The sequence below is a fragment of the Pseudomonas sp. NFACC32-1 genome (assembly GCF_900101215.1).
Classification (GTDB): domain Bacteria; phylum Pseudomonadota; class Gammaproteobacteria; order Pseudomonadales; family Pseudomonadaceae; genus Aquipseudomonas.
On record NZ_FMUL01000019.1, the window covers coordinates 76,972 to 102,379 of the forward strand.

A 25,408-nucleotide genomic window follows, 5' to 3' on the forward strand; every position below is an offset into this window, starting at 1 on the left:
TCAGCGGAACGCGTCACCCGCCCTTGACAAGACCCCAACTCATCGGCATGATTCGCGGCCTATTTTGTTTGCTATTTCCCAAAAAGTCTTTCGAGGAGCTCGACGGTGGCCAACTCACCTTCCGCCAAAAAACGTGCAAAACAGGCTGAGAAGCGTCGCAGCCACAACGCCAGCCTGCGTTCCATGGTTCGTACCTACATCAAAAACGTAGTTAAGGCCATCGACGCAAAAGACGCTGAAAAAGCCCAAGCTGCTTACGTTCTGGCTGTACCTGTTATCGACCGTATGGCCGATAAAGGCATCATCCACAAGAACAAGGCTGCTCGCCATAAGAGCCGCCTGAATGGCCACGTAAAGGCCTTGAACGTTGCCGCTGCTGCCTAAGCGACGCGCTCGTTAAAAAACCGACCCCAGGGTCGGTTTTTTATTGCCTGCAATTTGACAGGCACATCAAAAATGCGGGAGCAGGCCTGCTCCCGCACGAGCGATCGACGGGCAGGGTTATTGAGCGTGAGCCCACGGCAAGATCGGAATTGCCGTCACCGCGTTCTGGGGACTACCCTCGATGATCCGATCGCTGTAGACCAGATACACCAGCGTATTGCGTTTCTTGTCGAGGAATCGCACCACCTGCATGGTCTTGAAGACCAGCGAAGTGCGCTCCCTGAACACCTCTTCCCCATCCTTGAGCTCGCCCTTGAAGCTGATCGGCCCGACCTGACGGCAGGCGATGGACGCCTCGGCACGGTCCTCGGCCAAGCCCAGGCCACCCTTGACACCCCCAGTCTTGGCCCGAGACAGGTAGCAGGTCACCCCATCCACCTTGGGATCATCGAACGCCTCGACCACGATCCGGTCGTTCGGCCCGACGAACTTGAACACCGTCGAGACCTGACCGATTTCCTCGGCCGAAGCCAGCAGCGGCAATGCCAACAGCAAGCCGATCAATCCTTTAGCCAAACCCATGATTTTTCCTTAGACGAGAATCAGGTTGTCACGATGAACCAGCTCGGGCTCAGCCATGTAACCCAGCAGGCCAACAATCGCATCAGACGATTGGCCGATGATTTTCTGGGCTTCCAGCGCACTGTAATTGGCCAGGCCGCGGGCGATCTCACGACCGTCCGGCGCCACGCACACAACCATTTCGCCACGACGGAAACTGCCCTGGACCAGCTTTACGCCCACCGGCAACAGACTTTTATTACCCTGGGACAGCGCCGCCACGGCCCCCGCATCCAACACCAGCGTGCCACGGGTCTGCAGATGGCCCGCCAGCCACTGCTTGCGAGCGGCCAGCATGCCGCGCTCAGGCGAAAGCAGGGTGCCGATGCGCTCTCCCGCCTTCAGACGATCCAGCACCCGCTCCAGGCGCCCACCGACAATGATGGTGTGCGCTCCGGAACGCGCCGCAAGGCGTGCGGCGCGCAGCTTGGTCTGCATACCACCGCGCCCCAATGCACCACCGGTACCACCGGCAACCGCATCCAGTGCAGGATCGTCGGCACGAGCCTCGTAGATCAATCTGGCATCGGGATTGTTGCGCGGATCCGCATCGAACATGCCGTCGCGGTCCGTGAGGATCACCAGCAGATCGGCCTCGACCAGGTTCGCCACCAAGGCCGCCAGGGTATCGTTATCGCCAAAGCGGATCTCGTCGGTGACCACCGTGTCGTTTTCGTTGATCACCGGAATCACCTTCAGCTCCACCAGCGCCCGCAGGGTACTGCGCGCATTGAGGTAGCGCTTGCGGTCGGACAGGTCGTCGTGAGTGAGCAGGATCTGCGCCGTATGGCGGTCATGCTCGGCAAAACTGGACTCCCAGGCCTGCACCAGCCCCATCTGGCCGATGGCGGCGGCGGCCTGCAATTCGTGCATCGCGCTGGGTCGCGATGTCCAGCCCAGACGACTCATGCCAGCCGCCACAGCCCCCGAGGAGACCAATACCAGCTCGACGCCAGCCTCATGCAAGGCCACCATCTGCTCGACCCACACCGCCATCGCCTTGCGATCCAGGCCCTTGCCATCCGCCGTCAGCAGTGCGCTGCCGATCTTCACGACCCAACGCTGCGCACCCGTCACCTTGCTCCGCATCATCTTCAACCTTTGCCAGCGGACGACGCGACCCAGCGCCACCCATGGGATTATTCGTATTTGCGTTCTACAGATACCAAAACGCCGCTCGAATGAGCGGCGCCCTGGAAACCGGCTGACAGCGATGATACCACCGGCCGAAGCAGTTAAACCCGCCTGCGTGCCAGCCATTTCATCAGTGCCGCCTCAAACGACCGACACCGGAAGAAGATCAATCGCGCACGTAGATGATTTCCGGACCATCTTCATCATCCACATCTTCTTCGTCCCAATCGTCGTCACCGATGTCATGGACCGACTTCACGCCACTGCGACGCAAGGCACGCTGGTCATCCAGTGCCTGCAACTGCGCACGCGCCTCGTCTTCGATACGCTGATCAAGCTCGGCCAGCTCTTCCTTGTAGGCCGGGTCATTGGCCAGGCGATCGGCGCGATCTTCCAGGTAACGCATGATGTCGTGGCACAAGCGCTCGGTGCCCTCTTTGGCAATGGCCGAGATCACATAGACCGGACCTTCCCACTCCAGGCGATCGACGATTTCCTTGACCCGCTCCTCATGCTCTTCCTCAAGGATCTGGTCGCACTTGTTCAATACCAGCCAACGATCGCGCTCGACCAGGGCCGGACTGAACTTGGCCAGCTCGTTGACGATGACTTCGGCGGCATCGGCGGGGGAGCTTTCGTCCAGCGGCGCCATATCGACGAGGTGCAGCAACAGACGGGTACGAGACAAGTGCTTGAGGAAACGAATCCCCAGGCCGGCACCCTCGGAAGCACCTTCGATCAGACCCGGGATATCCGCAATCACGAAGCTCTTCCAACGATCGACGCTGACCACCCCGAGGTTAGGCACCAGGGTGGTGAACGGATAATCGGCGACCTTTGGCTTGGCGGCCGAGACCGAACGAATGAAGGTACTCTTGCCCGCGTTCGGCAGACCCAGCAGCCCCACGTCAGCCAGCACTTTCATTTCCAGCTTCAGATCACGCTGCTCGCCGGGCTTGCCTGGCGTGGTCTGGCGCGGCGCACGGTTGGTACTGGACTTGAAACGAGTGTTTCCCAACCCATGCCAGCCACCATGAGCCACCAGCAGGCGCTGGCCCGGCTTGGTCAGGTCGCCAATCACTTCCTGAGTGGCGGAGTCGATCACCGTGGTACCAACCGGCACGCGCAGGACCAGATCCTCGCCTTTCTTGCCAGTGCAGTCGGTGCTGCCGCCGTTGGAGCCGCGCTCGGCATCGAAATGCCGGGTGTAGCGATAATCCACCAGGGTGTTGAGGTTTTCATCGGCGACCATGAAGATCGAGCCGCCATCACCACCATCACCGCCGTTCGGACCGCCGTTTTCAATGAACTTTTCCCGACGGAAACTCATGCAACCATTGCCGCCGTCACCAGCCTTCACTCGAATCGATACTTCATCAACAAACTTCATGACACACGCCTCTCGTCATATGGACGAGCCGAAAAAAACAAGACATAAGACTCTTGCAAAAATGAGCGCAGCGGCCTGATTCACGCCCAACTGCAGCGCCGACAGCCCATACAAACAGCTTTGCAAGAGACTCACCCCACAAACGAAAAAGCCCCGTCGCAAGACAGGGCTTTTCCAGCGATCTCGCTATTAAGCTGCGATAACGCTTACGTAACGACGACCGAAGGCGCCCTTTACTTCGAACTTGATCACGCCTTCGATTTTAGCGAAGAGAGTGTGATCCTTGCCCATGCCTACGCCGTAGCCAGCGTGGAATTGGGTGCCGCGCTGACGCACGATGATGTTGCCTGCCTTGATAGCCTGGCCGCCATACATCTTCACGCCAAGGCGTTTGGCTTCTGAGTCGCGACCGTTACGGGTACTACCACCAGCTTTTTTGTGTGCCATGAGTTCAATTCTCCTAGTGAGGAATTAGGCTGAAATTAAGCCTGAATACCGGTGATTTTGATCTCGGTGTACCACTGGCGGTGGCCCATACGCTTCATGTGGTGCTTACGACGACGGAACTTGATGATGCGGACTTTATCGTGACGACCTTGGGAGATCACTTCAGCCACAACGGTAGCGCCAGCAACGACTGGAGCGCCGATATTCACGTCGTCGCCATTGGCGACCAACAGAACGCGATCAAAAGTCACGGATTCGCCAGTGGCGACTTCCAGTTTTTCGATCTTCAGGTATTCACCTGGGGCGACCTTGTATTGCTTGCCACCAGTAACGATTACTGCATACGACATGGTATTTCTCCGATAATCCTGCTCACCCAGCGCTTTATAGGAAAAGGTATTGGCTGGCATGGCTGCATGGGCTGGAAGGCCCGGGATGCAATTGCGTAAGGCAGGTGCTGCCCAGGAAGTTCAGGGTGCGCGATTGTACGCAAGCCGACGAAGCCTTGCAAGTGGCCGCCAATCCCGCCAAAGCTTCACGCCTTGACAGGCCTGGGTGTGGGTCCTAGCATGCCGCGCAACCCTTCTGGAGCGCCTGTCGCTGATGCAACCCCAAGCTTTCTACCGCGCAGTGGCGGACGATTTTAGTGCCGTCGACGGCATCATCAAGAAGCAGCTGACTTCCCGAGTGCCGCTGGTATCGAAAATCGGCGACTACATCACCTCGGCCGGAGGCAAGCGCCTGCGTCCTTTATTGGTGCTCCTGTGCGGCAAGGCCCTGGGCCGGGAGGGCGACGACCTGCGCCTGCTGGCCGCCACCATCGAGTTCCTGCACACCGCTACCCTGCTGCATGACGACGTGGTGGACATGTCCGGCATGCGCCGCGGCCGCTCCACCGCCAATGCCATGTGGGGCAATGCCCCAAGCGTGCTGGTGGGCGACTTCCTGTACTCGCGCTCGTTCGAAATGATGGTCGAGCTGGGCTCGATGCCGGTCATGAAGATCCTGTCCCAGGCCACTCGCATCATCGCCGAAGGCGAAGTGCTGCAGCTGTCCAAGGTACGCGACGCCAGCACCACGGAAGAAACCTACATGGAAGTCATCCGCGGCAAGACCGCCATGCTTTTCGAAGCCTCGACCCACAGCGCCGCCGCCCTGGCCGGCGCCAACGCCGAACAGAGCGAAGCCCTGCGCACCTTCGGCGACCACTTGGGCGTAGCCTTCCAACTGGTGGACGACCTGCTGGACTACAAGGGCGACGCCGAGACCCTGGGCAAGAACGTCGGCGACGACCTGGCCGAAGGCAAGCCGACCCTGCCGCTGATCTATACCATGCGCGAAGGCACCCCCGAGCAGGCAGCGCTGGTACGCCAGGCGATCCAGAAAGGCGGCATCGAGGATCTGGAAAGCATCCGCGAGGCCGTCGAGGCATCCGGCTCGCTGGATTACACCGCGCAACTGGCCCGTGACTATGTCGCCCGCGCCATCAAATGCCTCGATGCCCTGCCGGCCAGCGAATATCGCGACGCACTGGTGGAACTGAGCGAGTTCGCGGTCGCCCGCACCCACTGACCCCACTGACATCCCTGGGATTTTTTCTGGCGTGGGGGTTTTCCCCCGCCGGGCTGCGAAGCAGCCCTAAAAGTCATTCCCCGTGTCCCAGGCAGATGGAGTTGAGCACCGCTCTTGGGGCTGCTACGCAGCCCAGCGAGGACAAATCCCCTTGCCAAAGGCCTCCAAACGCAGCGACGTCACCCTCCCACAACAAAACCCTATATAATGTGCGCCCTTTTGCCCTCCTGATACCCAAGGAACCTTAGTGAGCACGTTGCCACCCTGCCCGAAATGCAATTCCGAATACACTTACGAAGACGGCACCCAACTGGTCTGCCCGGAGTGTGCCCACGAATGGTCCGCCAGCGGCGAAGCTGAAGCGGCAGCCGACGACACCGTGAAAAAAGATTCGGTCGGCAACGTCCTGCAGGACGGCGACACCATCACCGTGATCAAGGACCTCAAGGTCAAGGGCACTTCCCTGGTGGTCAAGGTAGGCACCAAGGTGAAGAACATCCGCCTGTGCGACGGCGACCACGACATCGACTGCAAGATCGACGGCATCGGCCCGATGAAGCTCAAATCCGAGTTCGTCAGAAAAGTCTGAGCCTTCTGTATTCCATCCCGCGCCCTGCGTGGGATGGTGCCTACCCCTCCCCGCTTTAGCCCCGTTACTAGCACCTTGGCCAAACGCCAGCCATCCGAACCACCACAACCCATCGTCCGAAAAAAAATCGGAATACAAATAGACGCTTGCTATTTAGCGAATAGGAATTATTCTCATCGGACCCATCAAGGAGATGAGAACCATGACTTATTTGATCGATGCCTGGCTGGACCGCCCACACCCCTACCTCAGGATCCTGCATCGGGAAACCGGGGAAGTCTGTGCGGTACTTGAGGAAGAAGCCCTGAGCGAACTGCAGGACCAGGGTGACCTGGACCTCAACAGCCTGAACTCCAGCGAGCCGCTGGTGCTCAAGGAGCTGGTGCGCAATCTGTTCCTGTTCTGCTACGCCCGGGCGTTGCGCCCCACTGGCGATTTCAATGGCAGGCTGCACGGATGAATGCGCAGCTCATGGGGGAGCGGGTTTGCTCGCGAAGGCCGTGTGGCCGTTAACGACAACGTCGCCTGGCAGTCCATCTTCATCGGACCGCGGCCCGGAGCAAGCCGGCTCCCACATGCATTTGCCCAGTGCAAGACCGGGCAGGGTCTTACAGGACGTCCAGCAGCTCGACGTCGAACACCAATACGCTGTGCGGCGGGATGCTGCCAACGCCTTGAGCGCCGTAAGCCAGTTCGCTCGGCACGTACAGGCGCCATTTGCTGCCAGCGTTCATCAGTTGCAACGCTTCGGTCCAGCCCGGAATGACACCACCCACCGGGAATTCGGCAGGCTGGCCACGATCGTAGGAGCTGTCGAACACAGTGCCGTCGATCAGGGTGCCGTGATAGTGGGTACGCACCTGGTCTTCACGGGTCGGCTTGGCGCCTTCGCCCTGGGTCAGCACTTCGAATTGCAGCCCCGACGCCAGGGTGGTGACGCCATCGCGCTTGGCGTTTTCAGCCAGGAAAGCGCGACCTGCACCAGCAGCGGCTTCAGCCTTGGCGGCGGCTTCGGCTTGCATGATTTCGCGGATGACCTTGAAGCTGGCAGACATTTCTTCCTGGCCCACACGGCTCGGCTTGCCGGCGAAAGCGTCGGTCAGGCCAGCCAGGATCGCGTCCAGGCTGACGCCCGGCGGTGGGTTGTCGCGCAGCTGGTCACCCAGCTGACGGCCGATACCGTAGCTGACGCGGGTTTCGTCGGTGGACAGGTTAACTTCGGACATGGTGCTGCTCCGCTATGCGGACGGCTCGGGAAATCGCCGTGCGTGACACAGCGCCTCCCGAAGCGCCCGGAACCAAAAGGGCGAGCAGACTAGCACAGATGCCGCGGCGGGTGACGTGCCCTTGCATCAAAGATACCCCGCCAGAAACGACAACGCCCGCCTGTTTTTAGACAGACGGGCGCTGCGCCAGGACGATGGGCTGGCCTCAGTGCTTGGTCAGCTTGTCCAGATACCCCATGGCAAAGGCCGACACCACGAAGGTCATGTGAATGATCACGTACCACATCAGGTGCTCGGGATCGACGTTCTTGGCGTCCATGAAGATGCGCAGCAGGTGGATGGACGAGATCGCCACGATGGAGGCCGCGACCTTCATCTTCAGCGAAGAGGAGTCCATGGTGCCGAGCCAGTTGAGCTTTTCCTTGTCGGAATCGATGTCCAGTTGCGAGACGAAGTTCTCGTAGCCGGAAATCATCACCATCACCAGCAGGCCACCCACCAGCGCCATGTCGATCAGCGACAGCAGCACCAGGATCAGGTCGGACTCGGCCATGGAGAACACATTGGGGATGACGTGAAAGACTTCCTGGAAAAATTTCAGCGCCAACGCCAGCAAACCCAGGGACAGCCCGAAGTAGATCGGCGCCAGCAGCCAGCGGGAGGCGTACATTGCGTTTTCGATAAAGCGTTCCATTGATTCTCACACCAGGGCTGAAAATGGCGGCGAGTATACCAGCCACCATCTGCCCCACAAACGCCGGGCCCGTCCCTGGGCCCTGCCCTTGTATCAAATTCTTACTTAATGAAACGGTCCGGCACCGGCGCTCAACGGGGTGGACGGAACTCGAAGCCGCCGTTGCGACTGCGCCCGCCATTGATTTCACGCAGCTGGGCTTGCATGTGCAGGCACCAGATCTGAGGGTCGTCGGCCAGTTCGTAGCCATGCAATGTCAGGCTCTGGACGATGGTATCGAGGATGGACTCGGCCGCATTCGGGCCTGGGAAAGGCCCTTGGGCCTTGAGAGCGGAAGGTTGTTCGCCGGCCATTCCGGCGGCAAAGAGCAAGGTCCACATGCCGTTGTCGCCCGCCAGCGGACGGATGGCGCATTCGATCCGGGTGACCAGGCCCAGGCATTGACGGGTAAGGCAAAGGTTGCGCGACATGGCGGCGCCCCTCAGTGATACGGTGTTCAGCCCCGAGAGGCTGTTTCGATCCGATGATGATCTCTCGCTATCCTTGAACTGAGGATAGAAGAAAAGTTCCGCCAGCAAGCCCACCAAGACCAGAATGCGCCGAATGGTCATAGTGTGAATATTGACGCCAAAGCGATGGCTTTTCTTGAGTTGACCCAATCATTGCGGGAGCGGGCTGGCTCGCAATGGCGGTGTTTCAGTCAACGGCATGTTCACCGAACAACCACCTTGGCCAGCCAGCCCATTCCCGATCAGCACCAGGTGAACGGCAGTCGTATCAGGCCGGCTTGGTCTCTGCCAGCGCTTGTTGCGCCTGCTCTTTCTCCGCCTCCTTGATGTCCTCCTCACTGACCATTTCCGCAATCACCCGCAGTCGCTCCACCACCCGGGCGTTGACGCTGCCCTCGGGAAACTCGCCGTTTTCATCCGGCTCACCGGCAGGTTCGCCGACCAACAGGCTCAGCGCTTCGTCGGCCTGGCGCACCGCATAGACGTGGAACTGCCCTGCCCGCACGGCCGCCAGCACTTTTTCATCGAGCATCAGGGTGGCGACGTTGGCCTGGGGAATGATCGCCCCCTGCTCGCCGGTCAGCCCGCGAGCTTCACAGAGACGGAAGAAACCTTCGATCTTCTCGTTGACCCCGCCCACCGCTTGTACTTCGCCGAACTGGTTGATCGACCCGGTGATGGCGAAACACTGCTTCAGCGGCGTCTTCGACAAGGCCGAGATCAGCGTGCAGGCCTCCCCCAGGGAAGCGCTGTCGCCGTCGACGTAACCGTAGGATTGCTCCAGGGCGATACTGGCGGAAATCGCCAGGGGAAATTCCTGGGCGTAGCGACTGCCCAGGTAACCGGTGAGGATCATCACACCCTTGGAGTGGATCGGCTGGCCCAGGTTGACCTCCCGCTCGATGTCGACGATGCCGCTGCCGCCCGGGTACACCGTGGCGGAAATCCGCGCCGGTACGCCGAATGCCGAATCGCCTACCTCCAGTACCGTCAAGCCGTTGCACTTGCCCACGGCGGCACCGTCGGTGTCGATCAGGATGATTCCCGCCAGCATATCGTCGAGGATCCGCGCCGAAACGCGCCCGGTCCGGGTGGCCTTGGCCTTGAGCGCACGCTCGATGTGGCCCGCATCGGTCATTTCGTCCCCGGCCAACTGACGGATGAAGTCCGCCTCGCTGACCAACTGGAACAGATCGCCGATGCGCGCCGACAGGCGCCCCTGGTGTTCGGCCAGGCGCGCACTGTAGGTGGCCAGGCGCGCCACCGCATCGGCGGTCAGCGGCGCCATGCCCTCTTCCGAGGTGCGGGTCTTGAGCAACTGGGCGAACTGCTCCAGGCTCTCGTCGCCCATGGGGATGTCTTCGTCGAAGTCCACCAGCACGCGAAACATTTCTTGGAAATCCGAATCCAGGTCCTGCAAGGCGTAGTACAGCTGACGAGCGCCGATGATCACGACCTTGACCTGCAACGGAATGTGTTGCGGCGTCAGGCTCACCGTGGCCACCCGGCCCAGCTCACCCAACGGTGATTCCATCTTCAGCTTGCGCGATTGCAGGGCGCGCTTGAGGGCGTCCCACACGAATGGCTCGCCAAGCATTTTTTCCGCTTCGAGGATCAGGAAGCCGCCATTGGCCCGGTGCAAGGCGCCGGGACGCAACTGCCGGTAGGTGGTGTAGAGCGCGCCCTGGTCCGTGCTGTACTCGATGCGTCCGAACAGGTTGTCGTACGTCGGGTGCGGCTCGAACACCACGGGTGCGCCACCGCTCGCCGGATGCCCTACGACCAGGCTCGGGGCGTATTGCTCCTCCAGCAACTTGCGGGCGATGGCGTCGGTCTTGCTGTCGTCCACCAGTTGCTCGACCACGGTCCTGAGCAGGTTGACCTGCATCGCCTGCAGGTAACCGCAGACGGCCGCGTTCTCGGCATATTTCTCCGAAAGCGGCGCCAGCAGGGGTTGCAGGGCCAGGGTGATGGTCTCTTCGTTGAGCTGGCGCAACTGGTTGTTGGACTCGCGCTTCCATTGCGGCAGGCTGGCAAGTTCCTCGTTCAGGCGCTCTTCCAGGCTGGAAATGTCTTCATGGAAACGCTCGCGCTCGGCCTCCGGCAACTGGGCGAATTCCGCTTCGTCCAGGGCCTTGCCTTCGCTCATCGGGGTGAAGGCGATGTTGCTGCTGTCGCGGTACAGCGCGACATCCTTCTCCAGCGCCAGGCGTTCGATCACATCGAGGGCACGGTCGTAGCGCTGGTTGAACGCGCGGTCGATGGCACTTTTTTTCTGCTGGTAGGACGGGTGCTCGAAGACCGCAGGAAAAGTCGCCAGCAGGTTGTCGATCAGGCCGTTGATATCGGCGATGAAAGCGCCAGCGGTTCCCGAAGGCAGCTCCAGGGCCCGGGGTTCACGAGGCTCGTCGAAGTTGTTGACGTAGACCCAGTCGGCCGGGGTCTGCATGCGCTTGCCTTCGGCCTTGAGGTAGCGCTTGACGAAAGAAAACCGGCCGGTACCGGGTTCGCCCATGACAAAGACGTTGTAACCGGGGCGCGGCATGGCCACGCCGAACTGCAAGGCTTCGACCGCACGTTCCTGGCCAAGCACACCGCGGAAGGGCTCCAGATCATTGGTGGTAGAGAAGCTGAACTGTTCAGCGGAAAACGGACGAGTCAGCGCTTCGGGCGCTAGACGCAGGCTGGCAGCAACAGGATCAGGCATCGGGCTTCCTTACATCAGGCGGGGCAGATAGCGGCATTCTGGCGCCCCCCGCACCGCACTGGCAAGGAGCGCCTCAGGCCAAAGCATAGTCAAGACGTTCACCCGGGGCGCGGGCCAGAAAATACATGGGTTTATGGATAGTTTTTTGCAAAATGTCACGGAACCCTCGGATCGTGCCTAAACTCCAACTTGCGCGGCTGGATGAATAACCGGCCCACTGGCGCCTGGCCCTTCGGGCCAGACCCTGTCCGATTGGTATGCACATAAAAGAGAACATAGCTATGAAACGGATTCTTCTCGGTACTCTCTTCACCGCTGTATCCCTCAACGCCATGGCTCAGGCGCCAGGCGGTCCGGATTGCGGTTGGGGCAACATGCTGTTCGAAGGTCAGCGTGGCACCCCGGCTCACTTCCTGGCATCCACCACCAACGGCACTTCCGGCAACGCCACCTTCGGCATGACCTCCGGCACCAATGGTTGCTCCACCAACGCAGCACTGACCTACGGTGGCAAGTCCTGGCTGGCCATGAATGGCATGATGAACGAGCTGTCCGAAGACATGGCCAAGGGGCAGGGCGAAGCGCTGACCACCTATGCCGTGGTACTGGGTGTGGCACCGGAAGACCGTGCCCACTTCTCCGCCGTTACCCACGAGCACTTCCAGCAGATCTTCAGCAAGGCTGACGTGACCGCAGAAGATGTGCATACCAACACCCTGGCCGTGCTGAAAAACGATCCTCGCCTGGCCAAGTACGCTACTCAAGCTTAAGCTCGACCCCACTCGCTCCTTTCGGGGAGCGGGTTTTCTTTTCGAGGCCCCCCTTCCGGTCTTTTTATTTTTTGACTTTCCAAGTAGCCGACTATGCTCAAACGCCTTGCCTGGCTGGCGCTCTGTGTGTGCGCCCCTTTGTCCGCCGCGCCTCATGTCGACACCCAACGTTTGCAGCAACTGGCCAATGACCCCTTCTGGATTTCCCTGGGCCACTACGAAACCGCCAAGCTGGGCGGCTGGCGCAGCTATATCAACGACGAGAAATTCTTCCTCGCCCCTGACGGCAACGAACACCCTGACCACGAGTTGAGCGCCACGCTGCAAGCCCTGTACGGCCCGGCCGACGCCGGCCAGCAGCACGCCCAATGCGTGTACCCGGCACGCACGCGATGGCTCAAGGCGCAGCTCAACCTGACGGACCTGCCGGTGGTCAACTGCAGCGATTTCACCCAATGGTTCAAGGACGTCTCTCCTCATAGCGCAGTGATGATCTTTCCCGCGGCGTACCTGAACAGTCCCTCGTCGATGTTCGGCCACACCCTGTTGCGTATCGACCAGGCCGACGTGCAGAGCGACAAGACCGCCCTGCTCAGCTACGCGATCAACTTCGGTGCCTACATCGAGGGCTCCGACAACAGCCTGCTCTACGCCTGGAAAGGCCTGATGGGAGGCTATCCCGGCCTGTTCGCCCTGGTGCCCTACCAGGAAAAGCTCTCTGAATACCGCAGCCTGGAGAACCGCGACCTGTGGGAATACCGCCTCAACCTGAGCCAGGCGGAAACCGAGCGGATGGTCGAGCATGTCTGGGAGCTCAAGCAGATCCGGTTCGACTACTTTTTCTTCGACGAAAATTGCTCCTATCGCCTGCTGGAACTGCTGCAAGTGGCTCGCCCCGGCCTGCGCCTGACCGAACAGTTCCCGCTGACCGCGATTCCCACCGACACCGTCAAGGCCGTGAAGGACGCTGGCCTGGTGGAGAGCATCCAGTATCGGCCGTCCCGCGAGCGGGAACTGCTCAGTCGTGCCGAGCCGCTCGATGACGACGAACAGCAATGGGTCCTGAAGGTCAGCGCCGACCAGCAGAACCTGCAAACGCCCGGGTTCAGGGCACTGCCTCGCGAGCGCCAGGCCCTGGTGGTCGACGCGGCCTATCGTCTGGAACGGTACCGAGCCAATGGTCAGGAGCGCGACCCACAGCGGGCCCAGCGCAGCTTCGAGCTGTTGAGGGCCATCAACCGCAATCCTGCCCCGGAGCTCGATATCCCGCAGCCGGGTCTGCCCGAGGACGGTCATCAATCGCGCACATGGCAAGCCGGCCTTGGTACCCGGGGCGATCGGGCGTTCGGTGAATATGGCTTGCGCATGGCCTACCACGACCTCAATGACAATGCCGAGAGTTTCCCGCTGGGGGCGCAGATCGAGATCCTGCAGTTGAAACTGCGCCAGTACGAAGGCAACGATTGGCAGGTCCAGCAACTGGACCTGGCGACCATTCGCTCCCTGACCCCGCGCAACGAGCTGCTACAGCCGTGGTCCTGGCAGGTCACGGGAGGCCTGGAGCGAGTGCCGGGCAAGCATGACGATGAAACCCTGGTCAGCCACGTCAATGGCGGTGCCGGGGGCACCTGGGCGCTGGGCGAAGACGTGCTCGGGTTTGCCCTGGGCACGGTGCGGGTGGAACACAACAACGACTTCGCTCAGTTCATCGCCCCGGCCGCCGGCTTCAACAGCGGCGTGCTGTGGAAAAACCCATTGGGCAACCTGAGCCTGGAGGCCAAGGGCGACTACTTCACCAATGGAGAGGTACGCCGCAGCGTGAGCCTGAATCAACAATGGGAACTGTCCCGCAACCTTGGTCTGCGTCTGAGTGCACAGCGCGAGTTCAGCCACCTCGCCTCGCCGGAGAACGAGGTGATGCTGGAGGTCAAGTGGTACCACTATTGATCGGCCCACGACCGCTCGCTCGGTGAACGGATTCATCACAACGCTTTCACGTCGGCCCGACAAATCGACTTCTAGACTTTCTCCCACGAATGGGCAAGGCAGGGCGATCGATGAGGCGCGTAGTGACGGTAATGGCTGTGCTGATGCTGCTCGGTGGCTGTGAAACCACCCACCAGGACCTGATCGCACGGGGCTTTCCTCCAGCGTTCGCCGACGGCTTCGATGATGGTTGCAGCAGTGGCCGTCAGGCAGCCGGCGTGATCACCGGCCAGTTCAGGAAGGACGTTCCACGCTACCTCAAGGACGCCCATTACGCCGAAGGCTGGCAGGATGGCTTGCGCCAATGCTTGGCCATGCGCGAAAGCGAAGAGCGCGATGCCTACCGCGAACGGCACTGGGACGAGCGCGAGCGGGCCTGGCAGCAGGAAAAGGATCGGGACGCCGCCCGGGCTTATCGCTCGCAGTGAGTCGCATACAGGCATTCGGGGAAACCAAAAGCCTGCCAGCATGGCCCAAACTCCAGGAAAGGAGAAAAACCATGAGTCGTGCCTTCGTCAACGAAGACAACGCCGCGGCCCAGGCCGATCAGCCGGTCGAACGCCAGGTCAGCGCGCAGATCAACTATGTCACCCCCGCCGGGCTTGCCCAACTGCAGGCCCGGGTCGCCCAGTTGCAGGCTCTGCACAGCCAACAGACGGCCAGGCAGGAGCAGGCGGACAAGCAGCGCATCGCGGATATCGAACGGGATCTGCGCTATTTCAACCAGCGCTTGAAAAGTGCACAGGTGGTGACGCCAACGTCATCGGACCAGGTGCGGATCGGACATTGGGTGACCTTTGTCGACGAGCATGATCACGAGCAGCGGGTGCAATTGGTGGGCGAAGACCAGGCCGATGCGGCCAGTGGGCTGATCAATTGGGGCTCGCCCCTGGGACGGGCATTGCTGGGAGCCAGGGTCGGAGAAGAAGTGGTCTGGAAACGACCGGTGGGGGATCTGGCGATCGAAGTGCTGGCAATAGAGCCGGGGTAACCCTCATGGCCTCCGCCAGGCCCTTTCGAACACGGCATTATGAGCTAGCGCAAGCATCGTGGCGGGCTTGCCCGCGAAGGCGGCGGAACAGGCAACACGGATGTTGAATGAACCGACGCCTGCACAGGCAAGCCACGCCTACAACAATTCCACAGGCTGATCAGGCCAGTTTCTTGTGCCGTACACGATGCGGCTGGGCAGCGGCTTCGCCGAGGCGTTTCTTGCGATCGGCTTCGTACTCGGTGTAGTTGCCCTCGAAGAACACCGCCTGGGAGTCATCTTCGTACGCCAGGATGTGAGTCGCCACGCGGTCAAGGAACCATCGGTCGTGGGAGATCACAATGGCGGCGCCCGGGAAGTCCAGCAGGGCTTCCTCCAGGGAACGCAGTGTTTCGACGTCGAGGTCGTTGGACGGTTCGTCGAGCAGCAGGACGTTGCCACCCTCCTTCAGGGTCAGCGCCAGGTGCAGACGCCCACGCTCACCGCCGGACAGGTCCTTGACGAACTTCTGCTGGTCGCCACCCTTGAAGTTGAAGCGCCCCACATAGGTGCGCGACGGGATTTCATAGCTGCCGATGCGGATCTGGTCGGAACCGTCGGAGATCTGCTGGAACACAGTCTTGCTGCCATCCAGGTCTTCGCGGCTCTGGTCGACGCAGGCCAGTTGTACGGTTTCACCGATTTCGATGGTGCCCGAATCCGGCGTCTCCTTGCCCATCAGCATGCGGAACAGCGTGGACTTACCCGCACCGTTACCACCGATCACGCCGACAATGGCGCCCTTGGGCATGGAGAACGACAGGTTGTCGATCAGCACGCGATCGCCGTAGCCCTTGGTGACGTTCTTGAATTCGATGACCTTGTCACCCAGGCGCGGACCGGCCGGGATGTAGATCTCGTTGGTTTCGCTGCGCTTCTGGAATTCCTGGGACTGCATTTCCTCGAAGCGTTGCAGACGAGCCTTGGATTTGGACTGGCGGGCCTTGGCGCCTTTGCGCACCCACTCCAGCTCTTCCTTCATGGCTTTTTCATGGGCCGACTGCTGCTTGGATTCCTGGGCCAGACGCTCGGACTTGGCTTCCAGCCAGCCCGAATAGTTGCCCTCGTAAGGAATGCCCGCGCCGCGGTCGAGTTCCAGGATCCAGCCGGCGACGTTGTCCAGGAAGTAACGGTCGTGGGTGATCGCCACCACGGTGCCCGGGAAGTCGTGCAGGAAATGTTCGAGCCAGGCGACGGAATCGGCGTCCAGGTGGTTGGTCGGTTCGTCGAGCAGCAGCATGTCCGGAGCGGACAGCAGCAGGCGGCACAGGGCCACACGGCGCTTTTCACCGCCGGACAGGTGTTCGACCTTCGCGTCCCAGGCCGGCAGGCGCAGCGCATCGGCGGCGACTTCCAGCTGGCGCTCCAGGTTGTGGCCGTCGCTGGCCTGCAGGATCGCCTCCAGCTTGGCCTGTTCGGCGGCCAGCTTGTCGAAATCGGCGTCCGGGTCGGCGTAGGCGGCGTAGACCTCATCCAGGCGTGCCTGGGCGTCCTTGATCGCGCTGACGGCCTCCTCGACCACTTCACGAACGGTCTTGGTCGGATCCAGTTGCGGTTCCTGAGGCAGGTAACCAATGTTCAGGTCCGGCATCGGGCGGGCTTCGCCATCGAATTCCTTATCGACGCCGGCCATGATTTTCAGCAGCGTGGATTTACCCGAACCGTTGAGGCCCAGCACGCCGATCTTGGCGCCGGGGAAAAATGACAATGAAATGTTTTTCAGGATTTCCCGCTTCGGCGGAACAACTTTGCTCAGCCGATGCATGGTGAAGACGTATTGAGCCATGGTGAACCTAGCGTCTGTGACAGGTGAAAAGAACGAGCCGGGCCATGCGCGGCGCCGGCAGTTGACGGTCATCAATGCCTGCGGGCAGATAAAGCCTGGGAGTCTGAGCGTGCGCTCCTGGGTTTGTAGGAAAGGTGCCTGCGGCTTGCCTGACCGCCGTTCGGCGAACTTTCTTACAAAGCCTGGTTTGACCGGCAAAGCTACCTCAACCGTCCGTCAAGGTCCAGCCGCCAGGGACTGGCACTTTGCCACAACTCAAGGCATGCTAGCCGCCCTTCGGGCGTCCAGCTTATAGTGCACGTCGCGCCAGTCCAGCAAACTGCAGGATTACAGCTTGTCCAACGTCACACCGACTCTGTCCCCACGTGCACCGGATGCTGTGCCTGGCTCGCCCCTGCGCGGGACATTGAAGGGCGCCCTGGCCACGCTGGTATTGCTGCTGCTCGGATTGCTCTTCTGGCAGTTGCTCGACCAATTGCGTGTTACCCAGCAGCAACAACGCCAGTACACCATTGACTACACCGCCGACCTGGCCGCGCAAGTCAGCCTGAACATGGCCCTGAATGCGCAGATCGCCCTCAACCTGCTACCGATCGTCGAACAACCGCAAACGGCCGACGAACAGCAGGCCCTGTTGCGCAAACTCCAGCAATCGCTGCCTGAACTGCGCAGCCTGGCGTTGCTCAGCCCCTCCGGCCGGGTGCTCAGCGACAGCGACGCCGACAGCCACGACGCCAGCTACCTGACCGAACTGGTGCGCCGCAGCCACGCCCAGGCGCACTATTTCAGCAATGCCGACGACGGCTCCGTGGTGCACCTGTTGTTGCACCAGGCTTCCGGCAGTACTCGCGGCTACTGGGCCCTGCGCCTGACTCCAAGCTTCTTCGCCACGTTGACCAAGCAGGCCGATACAGGCCTGCGTCCACTGTGGCTGGTGGAAAACCGCCTCAACCGACAGATCATCAGCCGCGACGAGAGCCACCCTTCGGTCACCCCGGTACACCTGTCGCCCGAGGATCTGGACAATACCGTATTGACCGTGCCCCTGAGCAGCAGCGACTGGCAATTGCGCGGGCTGTTCGACCGCCGGCAGGTGCTCGAGCAACTGTTGCCGGCCTTCATCGGCAAGTGCCTGCTGGGGCTGGCTTTCTCGATGCTGCCGGTGATCGCGCTGCTCAACATGCGCCGCCGTCAACGGCAGTTGCACGAAGGTCGCCGGCGCTATCAAGACATCTTCGAAGGCACCGGCGTGGCCTTGTGCGTACTCGATCTGTCGGGGCTCAAGTCATTCTTCGCCAAGGCCGGCCTGCATAACGGCGATCAACTGCGCACCTGGATGAAAGTCCCGCACCAACTCGAGCAGTTGCAGCAGGAAGTGCGCATCACCGAAGTCAATCAGATGGCGTTGCGGTTGCTCAATGTCGATTCCTGCGGGCAGGCCTGGCAACTGCTGGTGGGCAACGGTCCCCAGGACAGCAGCCCCGTCGGTTCGAAACTCCTGGAAGCCCTGCTCGATCCCCACAAGCAACTGGAATTGGAAATCAAGCTCCAGGACGCCCATGGGCGCGATCAACACCTGTGGCTGGTTTTGCGCCTGCCGGAAAAACAGGAGGACTACAACGCCGTCATCCTGAGCATCAACGACATCACCAGCCGCAAGCTGATCGAACTCTCCCTGCTCGAACGCGAAGGCTTCTGGTCCGACGTGGTGCGCACCGTGCCGGACCACCTCTATGTGCAGGACGTCATCAGCCAGCGGATGATCTTCAGCAACCACCACCTGGGCCAGACCCTGGGGTACGACCGTACCGAACTGCACCAGATGGGCGAGTACTTCTGGGAAATCCTGCTGCACAGCGACGACGCCGACCATTATCAGGACCTGCGCCAGGAGCAACGACGAGGCGGCTACAGCCAATTGCTCCAGTGCCAGTTGCGCTTTCGCCATCGCAATGGCAAGTGGCGCCGTTTCGAGATCCGCGAACAGGCCCTGGCCCGGGACCGTCACGACCAGGTGACGCGGATCATCGGCGTGGCCAAGGACATCACCGAACAGATCGAAGCCAGTGAGTCGCTGCGCGACAGCGAGCAGCGCTACCGGATGCTCGCCGAAAGCATCAGCGACGTGATTTTCTCCACCGACAACAAGCTTTCGCTCAACTACGTCAGCCCGTCAGTGCAAGCCGTGCTGGGCTATAACGCCGACTGGATCTTCCAGAACGGCTGGCAATCGACCATCGCCAATCCGCAACAGCTGACCGGCATCTACACCCTGATGGACCGCCTGAGCAAGGCCCTCGACAAGCCCGAGCAACTGGCCGAGCTGCGCAACCAGATGCAGACCCAGCTGTTCCTGTTCGACTGCCTGCGGGCCGACGGCCGAAAAATCCCTATCGAGTTGCGACTGGTGCTGGTGTGGGACGATCTGGGCGCATTCGAAGGCGTACTCGGCGTCGGCCGCGATATCAGCCAGCAACGGCGCGCCGAGAAGGACCTGCGCATGGCCGCCACGGTGTTCGAGCACTCCACGTCGGCGATCCTGATCACCGACCCGGCCGGCTATATCGTCCAGGCCAACGAAGCCTTCAGCCGTGTCAGCGGCTACGCGGTGTCGCAGGTGCTCGACCAGTTGCCCAACATGCTGACCGTGGACGACCAGCAGGAAGCCCACCTGCGCTACGTACTCAAACAGTTGCAACAGCACAGCACCTGGGAAGGCGAAGTCTGGCTAAAGCGCCGCAACGGCGAGCATTATCCGGCCTGGGTCGGCATCACGGCGGTGCTGGACGACGAAGGCGACCTGGCCAGCTACGTGTGTTTCTTCAGCGACATCAGCGAGCGCAAGGCCAGCGAGCAGCGCATTCATCGCCTGGCCTATTACGACGCCCTCACCCACCTGCCCAACCGCACGCTGTTCCAGGACCGCCTGCATACCGCGCTGCAATCGGCCGAACGGCAGAAGACCTGGGTGGTGCTGATGTTCCTCGACCTGGACCGTTTCAAGCCGATCAACGACTCCCTGGGCCATGCCGCTGGCGACCGGATGCTCAAGGAGATGGCAACCCGGCTGCTGGGCTGCGTCGCCGACGACGACACCGTGGCCCGCATGGGCGGCGACGAGTTCACCCTGCTGCTGCAACCACGGGCCAGCCGGGAAATGGCGCTGAACCGGGCGATCAACGTCGCCGAACAGATCCTTGCCAGCCTGGTCCGGCCATTTGTCCTCGAAGGCCGGGAATTCTTCGTCACCGCCAGTATCGGTATCGCACTGAGCCCACAGGACGGCAACGAACTGAGCCAATTGATGAAAAACGCCGACACGGCCATGTACCACGCCAAGGAACGCGGCAAGAACAACTTCCAGTTCTACCAGGCCGATATGAACGCCAGCGCCCTGGAGCGCCTGGAACTGGAAAGCGACTTGCGCCACGCCCTGGAACAGAACGAATTCGTGCTGTATTACCAACCGCAGTTCAGCGGCGACGGCAAACGCCTGACCGGCGCCGAGGCCCTGCTGCGCTGGCGTCATCCGCGCCGCGGGCTGGTGCCGCCAGGGGACTTCATCCCGGTGCTGGAGGAGCTCGGGTTGGTGGTGGATGTCGGCGACTGGGTCATCAGCGAGGCCTGCCGGCAGCTCAAGACCTGGCACCAGGCCAAGGTCCGGGTGCCGAAGGTCTCGGTCAACATCTCGGCCCGGCAGTTCTCCGACGGCCAGCTCGGCACGCGCATCGCCAACATCCTGCGCAGCACCGGCCTGCCGCCGGCCTGCCTGGAGCTGGAACTGACGGAAAGTATCCTGATGCGTGAGGTCAGCGAGGCCATGCAGATCCTGGCCGGATTGAAGAACCTCGGTCTGAGCATCGCCGTGGATGACTTCGGCACCGGCTATTCGTCGCTCAACTACCTCAAGCAATTCCCCATCGACGTGCTGAAGATCGACCGGACCTTCGTCGATGGCCTGCCCTCCGGCGAACAGGACGCCCAGATCGCCCGGGCGATCATCGCCATGGCCCACAGCCTCAACCTGGCGGTGATCGCCGAAGGGGTCGAGACCCACGAACAACTCGATTTCCTGCGCGAACATGGCTGTGATGAGGTCCAGGGTTACCTGTTCGGCCGCCCGATGCCGGCCAATCGGTTCGAAGCACAGTTCAGCAATGATGCGTTGTTCATGCTCGACTGAGGTTCTTCGGTGCCTGTGGTGGCCTCATCGCGAGCAAGCTCGCTCCCACATGTTGACCTGCGTGCCTATCACCCTGTGGGAGCGAGCTTGTTCGCGATAGGGCCCGCCAAGGCCACGCAGCATGGCGCTTGAATCCCATTCGTCCGCGACATGACGTCCTTTCATATGCCTTCCAAAACCGGTTGGGTTAGAATGCCCCCCTTTTCTGCCCCCGATCCTTGAGGACCGCCATGTTCAGCCGTGATTTGACTATTGCCAAGTACGACGCCGATCTCTTTGCCGCCATGGAGCAAGAAGCTCAGCGCCAGGAAGAGCACATTGAGCTGATCGCTTCGGAAAACTACACCAGCCCCGCGGTGATGGAAGCTCAAGGCTCGGTTCTGACCAACAAGTACGCCGAGGGCTACCCGGGCAAGCGCTACTACGGTGGTTGCGAGTACGTAGACGTAGTTGAGCAACTGGCCATCGACCGCGCCAAGCAACTGTTCGGCGCCGACTATGCCAACGTCCAGCCCCACGCCGGCTCCCAGGCCAACGCAGCCGTCTACCTGGCCCTGCTGTCGGCCGGTGACACCATCCTGGGCATGAGCCTCGCCCACGGCGGTCACCTGACCCACGGCGCCAGCGTTTCGTCCTCCGGCAAGCTGTACAACGCCATCCAGTACGGCATCGACGGCAACGGCCTGATCGACTACGACGAAGTCGAGCGTCTGGCCCTCGAACACAAGCCGAAAATGATCGTGGCCGGCTTCTCCGCCTATTCGCAGGTTCTGGATTTCGTCCGTTTCCGCGAAATCGCCGACAAGGTCGGTGCCTACCTGTTCGTGGACATGGCCCACGTGGCCGGCCTGGTCGCCGCTGGTGTCTACCCCAACCCGGTGCCTTTCGCCGACGTGGTCACCACCACTACCCACAAGACCCTGCGCGGCCCACGTGGTGGCCTGATCCTGGCGCGCGCCAACGCCGACATCGAGAAGAAGCTGAACTCCGCCGTATTCCCGGGCGCCCAGGGCGGCCCCCTGGAACACGTCATCGCTGCCAAGGCGATCTGCTTCAAGGAAGCGCTGCAGCCTGAGTTCAAGGCCTACCAGCAGCAGGTGGTGAAGAATGCCAAGGCCATGGCCGGCGTGTTCATCGAGCGCGGCTTCGACGTGGTGTCCGGCGGGACCGAGAACCACCTGTTCCTGTTGTCCCTGATCAAGCAGGACATCTCCGGCAAAGACGCCGACGCCGCGTTGGGCAAGGCGTTCATCACCGTGAACAAGAACTCGGTGCCAAACGACCCACGCTCCCCGTTCGTCACTTCCGGCCTGCGCTTCGGTACTCCGGCCGTGACCACTCGTGGCTTCAAGGAAGCCGAGTGCAAGGAACTGGCTGGCTGGATCTGCGACATCCTGGCCGACCTGAACAACGAAGCGGTCATCGACGCCGTACGTGAGAAGGTCAAGGCCATCTGCAAGAAACTGCCGGTATACGGCGCCTGATCAGCCCGTTCAACCGTCATGAAAAAGGCCCGCATCGAAAGATGCGGGCCTTTTTCATTCAATGCCGCCCTGGAGTGGGCAAATAACTCCAAACCATTCAGAAACTTCCACTCCTTAACACTTTACGCCTTGCAATACACCGACCGGCAATAGCCTTGGGAAATTCCATTAATATCGACCCCGAACAACGCTACAACTCGTGAACTTCACAAAGGATTCGAATATTACATGGACAGTAATCTTTCTTTTGATGCAACCCTCCGCCTGCCCGATAACCACGTAAACCTGCTGGAAATACTCCACGGCAAGCCTGCGCTGGCCTCCGTCAGTTCCTTCAGCGGCGGGTTCTTCACCGGCAGGCCGCAGACCCTGGACCACTCGAGTTTGCTGGGCTTGCGAGCCAATGCAGAAGGCGCGGCACCACGACCGCTGAGACTGCATTTCAGCGCCACGGCAGATGGCTACAGGCTGCACATCAGAAACCGAGGCGAGCATTACAATAAGTTGATTGGCATCCGTTGGCTCGAAGTACTTGGGGTAAATGACCCGGACATTGACACGCCCACGGCATTCACGCTGATCGACCATCAGGACACAGTCATTACGCGGGCCGATATCAACGCGCGTCATTTGCCTGTTTCACTGATGACAGCCAATAAGAAGTATATAGGCGGCATGAAAGTACGCGGTTCGCCTTATATATACCTCGCTGAAACGGAAGAGAAATCCCGGATAACCTTCATCCTGAGCGTCGTCGATAAAAAACGCTCCTGAGCCCGCAACGAGAATGACGAACGGTCAACGCTGGCGGATCCTGATGGCGAGGGATTCGTCTCCTCGCCATGGGGTTTGCCCCTTGGCCGGGCAAGGCGGGCCGGACGTTGCACGGAGCAAACCTGAATGGACAACGCCCGCAGTCTGGGGAACATCAAAGCAGGACGGCTTCGAAACCTGCGCGGATTTTTTCCTCCGGCAGCTCATCGGCAATGAAAACGATCACGCTTTCCCTGGCCTCGTCCGGTGCCCATTCGGTGTCCCAATCGAAACCGTACAACTTGAGCACGCCCTGGAACACCAGGCGCCGGGATTCTCCGGCAATGTTCAGCACACCCTTGTAACGCAGCAATTGCTTGCCATGGTCTTCCAGCAACTGGTTCATGAAGGTGCTGAGCCTGTCGATGTCCAGTGGTTTGTCAGTGCGCAATACCAGGCTGCTGATGCGATCTGCCGTGGCCGGCTTGAGGACCGGTCGCAGGCTGAATCCCGCGCCCAGGTCGGCATTGAGATTGAAGCCGCGGATATCGAGCAGCTCGGCCAGATCGATCCTGCCGTGCTCCACGACCCGGATGGGCGCCCGCCGGTTGATACGGGTCAGGCGTTCACCAAGCGCTTGCACTTGCGCAGCGTCCACCAGATCGGTCTTGCTGAGCAGCAGACGGTCAGCGAACCCGACCTGGGCCTGGGCGATGGCCTGGGCCAGGTGCAGGTCGGCATGGGCCGCGTCCACCAGGGTCAGGATGCCGTCGAGAATGTAGCGCTCACGCAGTTCCTCATCGATGAAAAACGTCTGGGCCACCGGCGCCGGATCGGCCAGGCCGGTGCACTCGATCACCAACCGGTCAAACGCGATCTCGCCGCTGTCCAGCCGTTCGAGCAACAGGTACAGGGCCTTGGTCAGGTCGGTGTGGATGGTGCAGCACACGCAACCGTTGGCCAGGGTCATGACCTGCACCGGCTCATCGCCCAGCAATTGGGTATCAATGCCGGCATCACTGAATTCGTTCTCGATCACAGCGATTTTCAGGCCGTGCTCGGCCTTGAGCAGATGACGCAACAGCGTGGTCTTGCCGGCGCCGAGAAAGCCGCTGAGGATGGTGACCGGGATGGGAGAGGACAAACTGAATCTCCTTGATAGCTGAAAGGAAAGCAATTTTTGGGGATGAGCCTGCTCGCGAAGGCATCGGGTCAGTGGACATTATCATTAACTGACACTCCGCCATCGCGAGCAAGCTCGCTCCCACAAGGGATCCGTGGCGTAAGCAAATCCTGAGGTCACCTCACAAAGAGGTCTGTGGTGTATGCACCTCTTGAGCCCCCCAGAAACAACGGTGGGAGCGAGCAAGCTCGCTCCCACAAGGGTTGCATCATCCGCCGGCAATCAGCGGTTCAACAGCACTTGGGCCCGGCCTTGCCGCCGTAGCGGGCTTCCTGGCGTTCGCGGAAGAACGCCTCGTAGTCCATCAGCGGCTTGTCCGGGTGCTTGGTTTGCATGTGCTCGACGTAGTTGTCGTAGTCGGGCATGCCGACCATCAGGCGGGCGGCCTGACCGAGGTATTTACCGAGGCGACTCAAGTCATTGAACATCGTTGCAATCCTCTGGTTACGCGTCCGGCAGGGCCTGGAATGGCGCTTCTTTGTCCGTGCGCTCTTTCGTGCCCCAGGCGGCGATGCCGACCTTGAGCGCGTAGAACAGGATGCTGAAGACCACGAACAGGAACAGCACCGTCAGCGTGGCGTTGGTGTAGGCGTTGAACACCACGTGCTGCATCTGCTCCACGCTCTTGGCCGGGGCCAGGACCTGGCCGGCGGCCAGGGCATCGTTGTACTTGCGCGCCAGGGCCAGGAAGCCGATCGCCGGGTTGGCGTCGAACAGCTTGATCAGGCCCGCAGTGGTGGTGCAGATCAGCAGCCACGTCGCCGGCAGCAGCGTGACCCAGACGTAGCGCTGGCGCTTCATCTTGATCAGCACCACGGTACCGAGCATCAGGGCGATCCCCGCCAGCATCTGGTTGGAGATGCCGAACAGCGGCCACAGGGTGTTGATGCCACCCAGCGGGTCGATCACGCCCTGGTACAGCAGGTAGCCCCACAGTGCCACGCAACCGGCGGTGGCGAT

At 61.1% G+C, this 25,408-nt stretch carries 24 protein-coding genes; 11 read left to right on the forward strand and 13 right to left on the reverse strand.

The features are described 5' to 3' along the window. Positions 1-105: 105 nt before the first annotated feature. The gene (gene rpsT, locus BLP99_RS23380) at positions 106-384 is read left to right on the forward strand and encodes a 30S ribosomal protein S20 (protein WP_020798646.1); all 279 of its coding nucleotides are present in this window, start codon (positions 106-108) and stop codon (positions 382-384) included. 117 nt (positions 385-501) lie between these two features. Here rpsT and BLP99_RS23385 read toward each other — a convergent pair whose 3' ends face one another. The 5 genes from BLP99_RS23385 to rplU all read right to left on the reverse strand — a co-directional run bounded on the left by BLP99_RS23385 (position 502) and on the right by rplU (position 4,326). Then, on the reverse strand, positions 502-966 hold the full coding sequence (locus BLP99_RS23385; RefSeq protein ID WP_072398594.1) for a CreA family protein: 465 nt from the start codon (positions 964-966) through the stop codon (positions 502-504). A 9-nt stretch (positions 967-975) separates the two neighbouring features. After that, a complete protein-coding gene (gene proB, locus BLP99_RS23390; RefSeq protein ID WP_072398593.1) occupies positions 976-2,094 on the reverse strand; it encodes a glutamate 5-kinase in 1,119 nt (372 codons plus the stop codon). Positions 2,095-2,305: 211 nt separating this feature from the next. Then, positions 2,306-3,529, reverse strand: coding sequence for an Obg family GTPase CgtA (cgtA, locus tag BLP99_RS23395; RefSeq protein WP_072432001.1), 1,224 nt, complete (start codon positions 3,527-3,529; stop codon positions 2,306-2,308). Positions 3,530-3,718: 189 nt separating this feature from the next. Beyond that, positions 3,719-3,976 carry a 50S ribosomal protein L27 gene (rpmA, locus tag BLP99_RS23400; protein ID WP_053153633.1) on the reverse strand — a complete coding sequence of 86 codons (258 nt, stop codon included), beginning with the start codon at positions 3,974-3,976 and terminating at the stop codon, positions 3,719-3,721. 35 nt (positions 3,977-4,011) lie between these two features. After that, a complete protein-coding gene (rplU, locus tag BLP99_RS23405) occupies positions 4,012-4,326 on the reverse strand; it encodes a 50S ribosomal protein L21 (protein WP_007950961.1) in 315 nt (104 codons plus the stop codon). A gap of 253 nt (positions 4,327-4,579) precedes the next feature. Here rplU and BLP99_RS23410 point away from each other — a divergent pair, with 253 nt between their 5' ends. The 3 genes from BLP99_RS23410 to BLP99_RS23420 all read left to right on the forward strand — a co-directional run bounded on the left by BLP99_RS23410 (position 4,580) and on the right by BLP99_RS23420 (position 6,597). After that, positions 4,580-5,548, forward strand: a complete 969-nt coding sequence (locus BLP99_RS23410) for a polyprenyl synthetase family protein (protein WP_072398591.1) — start codon at positions 4,580-4,582, stop codon at positions 5,546-5,548. A gap of 247 nt (positions 5,549-5,795) precedes the next feature. Continuing rightward, a complete protein-coding gene (locus BLP99_RS23415; RefSeq protein WP_072398590.1) occupies positions 5,796-6,137 on the forward strand; it encodes a zinc ribbon domain-containing protein YjdM in 342 nt (113 codons plus the stop codon). 202 nt (positions 6,138-6,339) lie between these two features. Further along, positions 6,340-6,597 carry a PA4570 family protein gene (locus tag BLP99_RS23420; RefSeq protein ID WP_072398589.1) on the forward strand — a complete coding sequence of 86 codons (258 nt, stop codon included), beginning with the start codon at positions 6,340-6,342 and terminating at the stop codon, positions 6,595-6,597. A gap of 148 nt (positions 6,598-6,745) precedes the next feature. Here the strand turns inward: BLP99_RS23420 and BLP99_RS23425 are convergent, their stop codons facing one another. From BLP99_RS23425 to BLP99_RS23440, 4 genes are all read right to left on the reverse strand, one after another. Continuing rightward, entirely contained in the window at positions 6,746-7,363 is a 618-nt protein-coding gene (locus BLP99_RS23425) for a BamJ family beta-barrel-assembly machinery protein (RefSeq protein ID WP_072398588.1), read from the reverse strand. Between the two features lie 205 nt (positions 7,364-7,568). Next, complete coding sequence (locus BLP99_RS23430) at positions 7,569-8,057, reverse strand: TIGR00645 family protein (RefSeq protein WP_042731944.1); 489 nt, start codon at positions 8,055-8,057, stop codon at positions 7,569-7,571. A 131-nt stretch (positions 8,058-8,188) separates the two neighbouring features. Beyond that, the gene (locus BLP99_RS23435) at positions 8,189-8,527 is read right to left on the reverse strand and encodes a PA4575 family protein (RefSeq protein ID WP_072398660.1); all 339 of its coding nucleotides are present in this window, start codon (positions 8,525-8,527) and stop codon (positions 8,189-8,191) included. 307 nt (positions 8,528-8,834) lie between these two features. Beyond that, positions 8,835-11,273, reverse strand: a complete 2,439-nt coding sequence (locus BLP99_RS23440; RefSeq protein WP_072398587.1) for a Lon protease family protein — start codon at positions 11,271-11,273, stop codon at positions 8,835-8,837. Positions 11,274-11,554: 281 nt separating this feature from the next. On the opposite strand from BLP99_RS23440, the gene BLP99_RS23445 reads away from it, so the two are divergent. From BLP99_RS23445 to BLP99_RS23460, 4 genes are all read left to right on the forward strand, one after another. Next, entirely contained in the window at positions 11,555-12,043 is a 489-nt protein-coding gene (locus BLP99_RS23445; protein WP_024780764.1) for a DUF3015 domain-containing protein, read from the forward strand. Positions 12,044-12,136: 93 nt separating this feature from the next. Beyond that, positions 12,137-13,990 (forward strand): Lnb N-terminal periplasmic domain-containing protein, encoded by a 1,854-nt coding sequence (locus BLP99_RS23450; protein ID WP_072459673.1) that lies wholly within the window; start codon positions 12,137-12,139, stop codon positions 13,988-13,990. Positions 13,991-14,100: 110 nt separating this feature from the next. After that, positions 14,101-14,457, forward strand: a complete 357-nt coding sequence (locus tag BLP99_RS23455) for a hypothetical protein (RefSeq protein ID WP_072398585.1) — start codon at positions 14,101-14,103, stop codon at positions 14,455-14,457. A gap of 71 nt (positions 14,458-14,528) precedes the next feature. Then, positions 14,529-15,020 (forward strand): GreA/GreB family elongation factor, encoded by a 492-nt coding sequence (locus BLP99_RS23460; protein ID WP_072398584.1) that lies wholly within the window; start codon positions 14,529-14,531, stop codon positions 15,018-15,020. Positions 15,021-15,180: 160 nt separating this feature from the next. Here the strand turns inward: BLP99_RS23460 and ettA are convergent, their stop codons facing one another. Then, complete coding sequence (gene ettA, locus BLP99_RS23465) at positions 15,181-16,845, reverse strand: energy-dependent translational throttle protein EttA (protein ID WP_072398583.1); 1,665 nt, start codon at positions 16,843-16,845, stop codon at positions 15,181-15,183. A gap of 334 nt (positions 16,846-17,179) precedes the next feature. Between ettA and BLP99_RS23470 the strand changes: the two genes are divergently transcribed. From BLP99_RS23470 to BLP99_RS23480, 3 genes are all read left to right on the forward strand, one after another. Then, positions 17,180-21,028: a bifunctional diguanylate cyclase/phosphodiesterase gene (locus tag BLP99_RS23470; protein ID WP_072432005.1), complete on the forward strand. Its 3,849-nt coding sequence runs from the start codon at positions 17,180-17,182 to the stop codon at positions 21,026-21,028. A gap of 230 nt (positions 21,029-21,258) precedes the next feature. Then, the gene (gene glyA / locus BLP99_RS23475; RefSeq protein WP_072459671.1) at positions 21,259-22,512 is read left to right on the forward strand and encodes a serine hydroxymethyltransferase; all 1,254 of its coding nucleotides are present in this window, start codon (positions 21,259-21,261) and stop codon (positions 22,510-22,512) included. A gap of 228 nt (positions 22,513-22,740) precedes the next feature. Then, the gene (locus BLP99_RS23480) at positions 22,741-23,286 is read left to right on the forward strand and encodes a hypothetical protein (RefSeq protein WP_092181889.1); all 546 of its coding nucleotides are present in this window, start codon (positions 22,741-22,743) and stop codon (positions 23,284-23,286) included. Positions 23,287-23,440: 154 nt separating this feature from the next. Here BLP99_RS23480 and yjiA read toward each other — a convergent pair whose 3' ends face one another. The 3 genes from yjiA to BLP99_RS23495 all read right to left on the reverse strand — a co-directional run. Then, the gene (yjiA, locus tag BLP99_RS23485) at positions 23,441-24,409 is read right to left on the reverse strand and encodes a GTPase (protein WP_072398580.1); all 969 of its coding nucleotides are present in this window, start codon (positions 24,407-24,409) and stop codon (positions 23,441-23,443) included. A gap of 269 nt (positions 24,410-24,678) precedes the next feature. Further along, positions 24,679-24,876: a YbdD/YjiX family protein gene (locus tag BLP99_RS23490; RefSeq protein WP_072390895.1), complete on the reverse strand. Its 198-nt coding sequence runs from the start codon at positions 24,874-24,876 to the stop codon at positions 24,679-24,681. A gap of 16 nt (positions 24,877-24,892) precedes the next feature. Then, positions 24,893-25,408: carbon starvation CstA family protein (locus tag BLP99_RS23495; RefSeq protein WP_305367272.1), on the reverse strand; the 516-nt coding region annotated here is incomplete at its 5' end.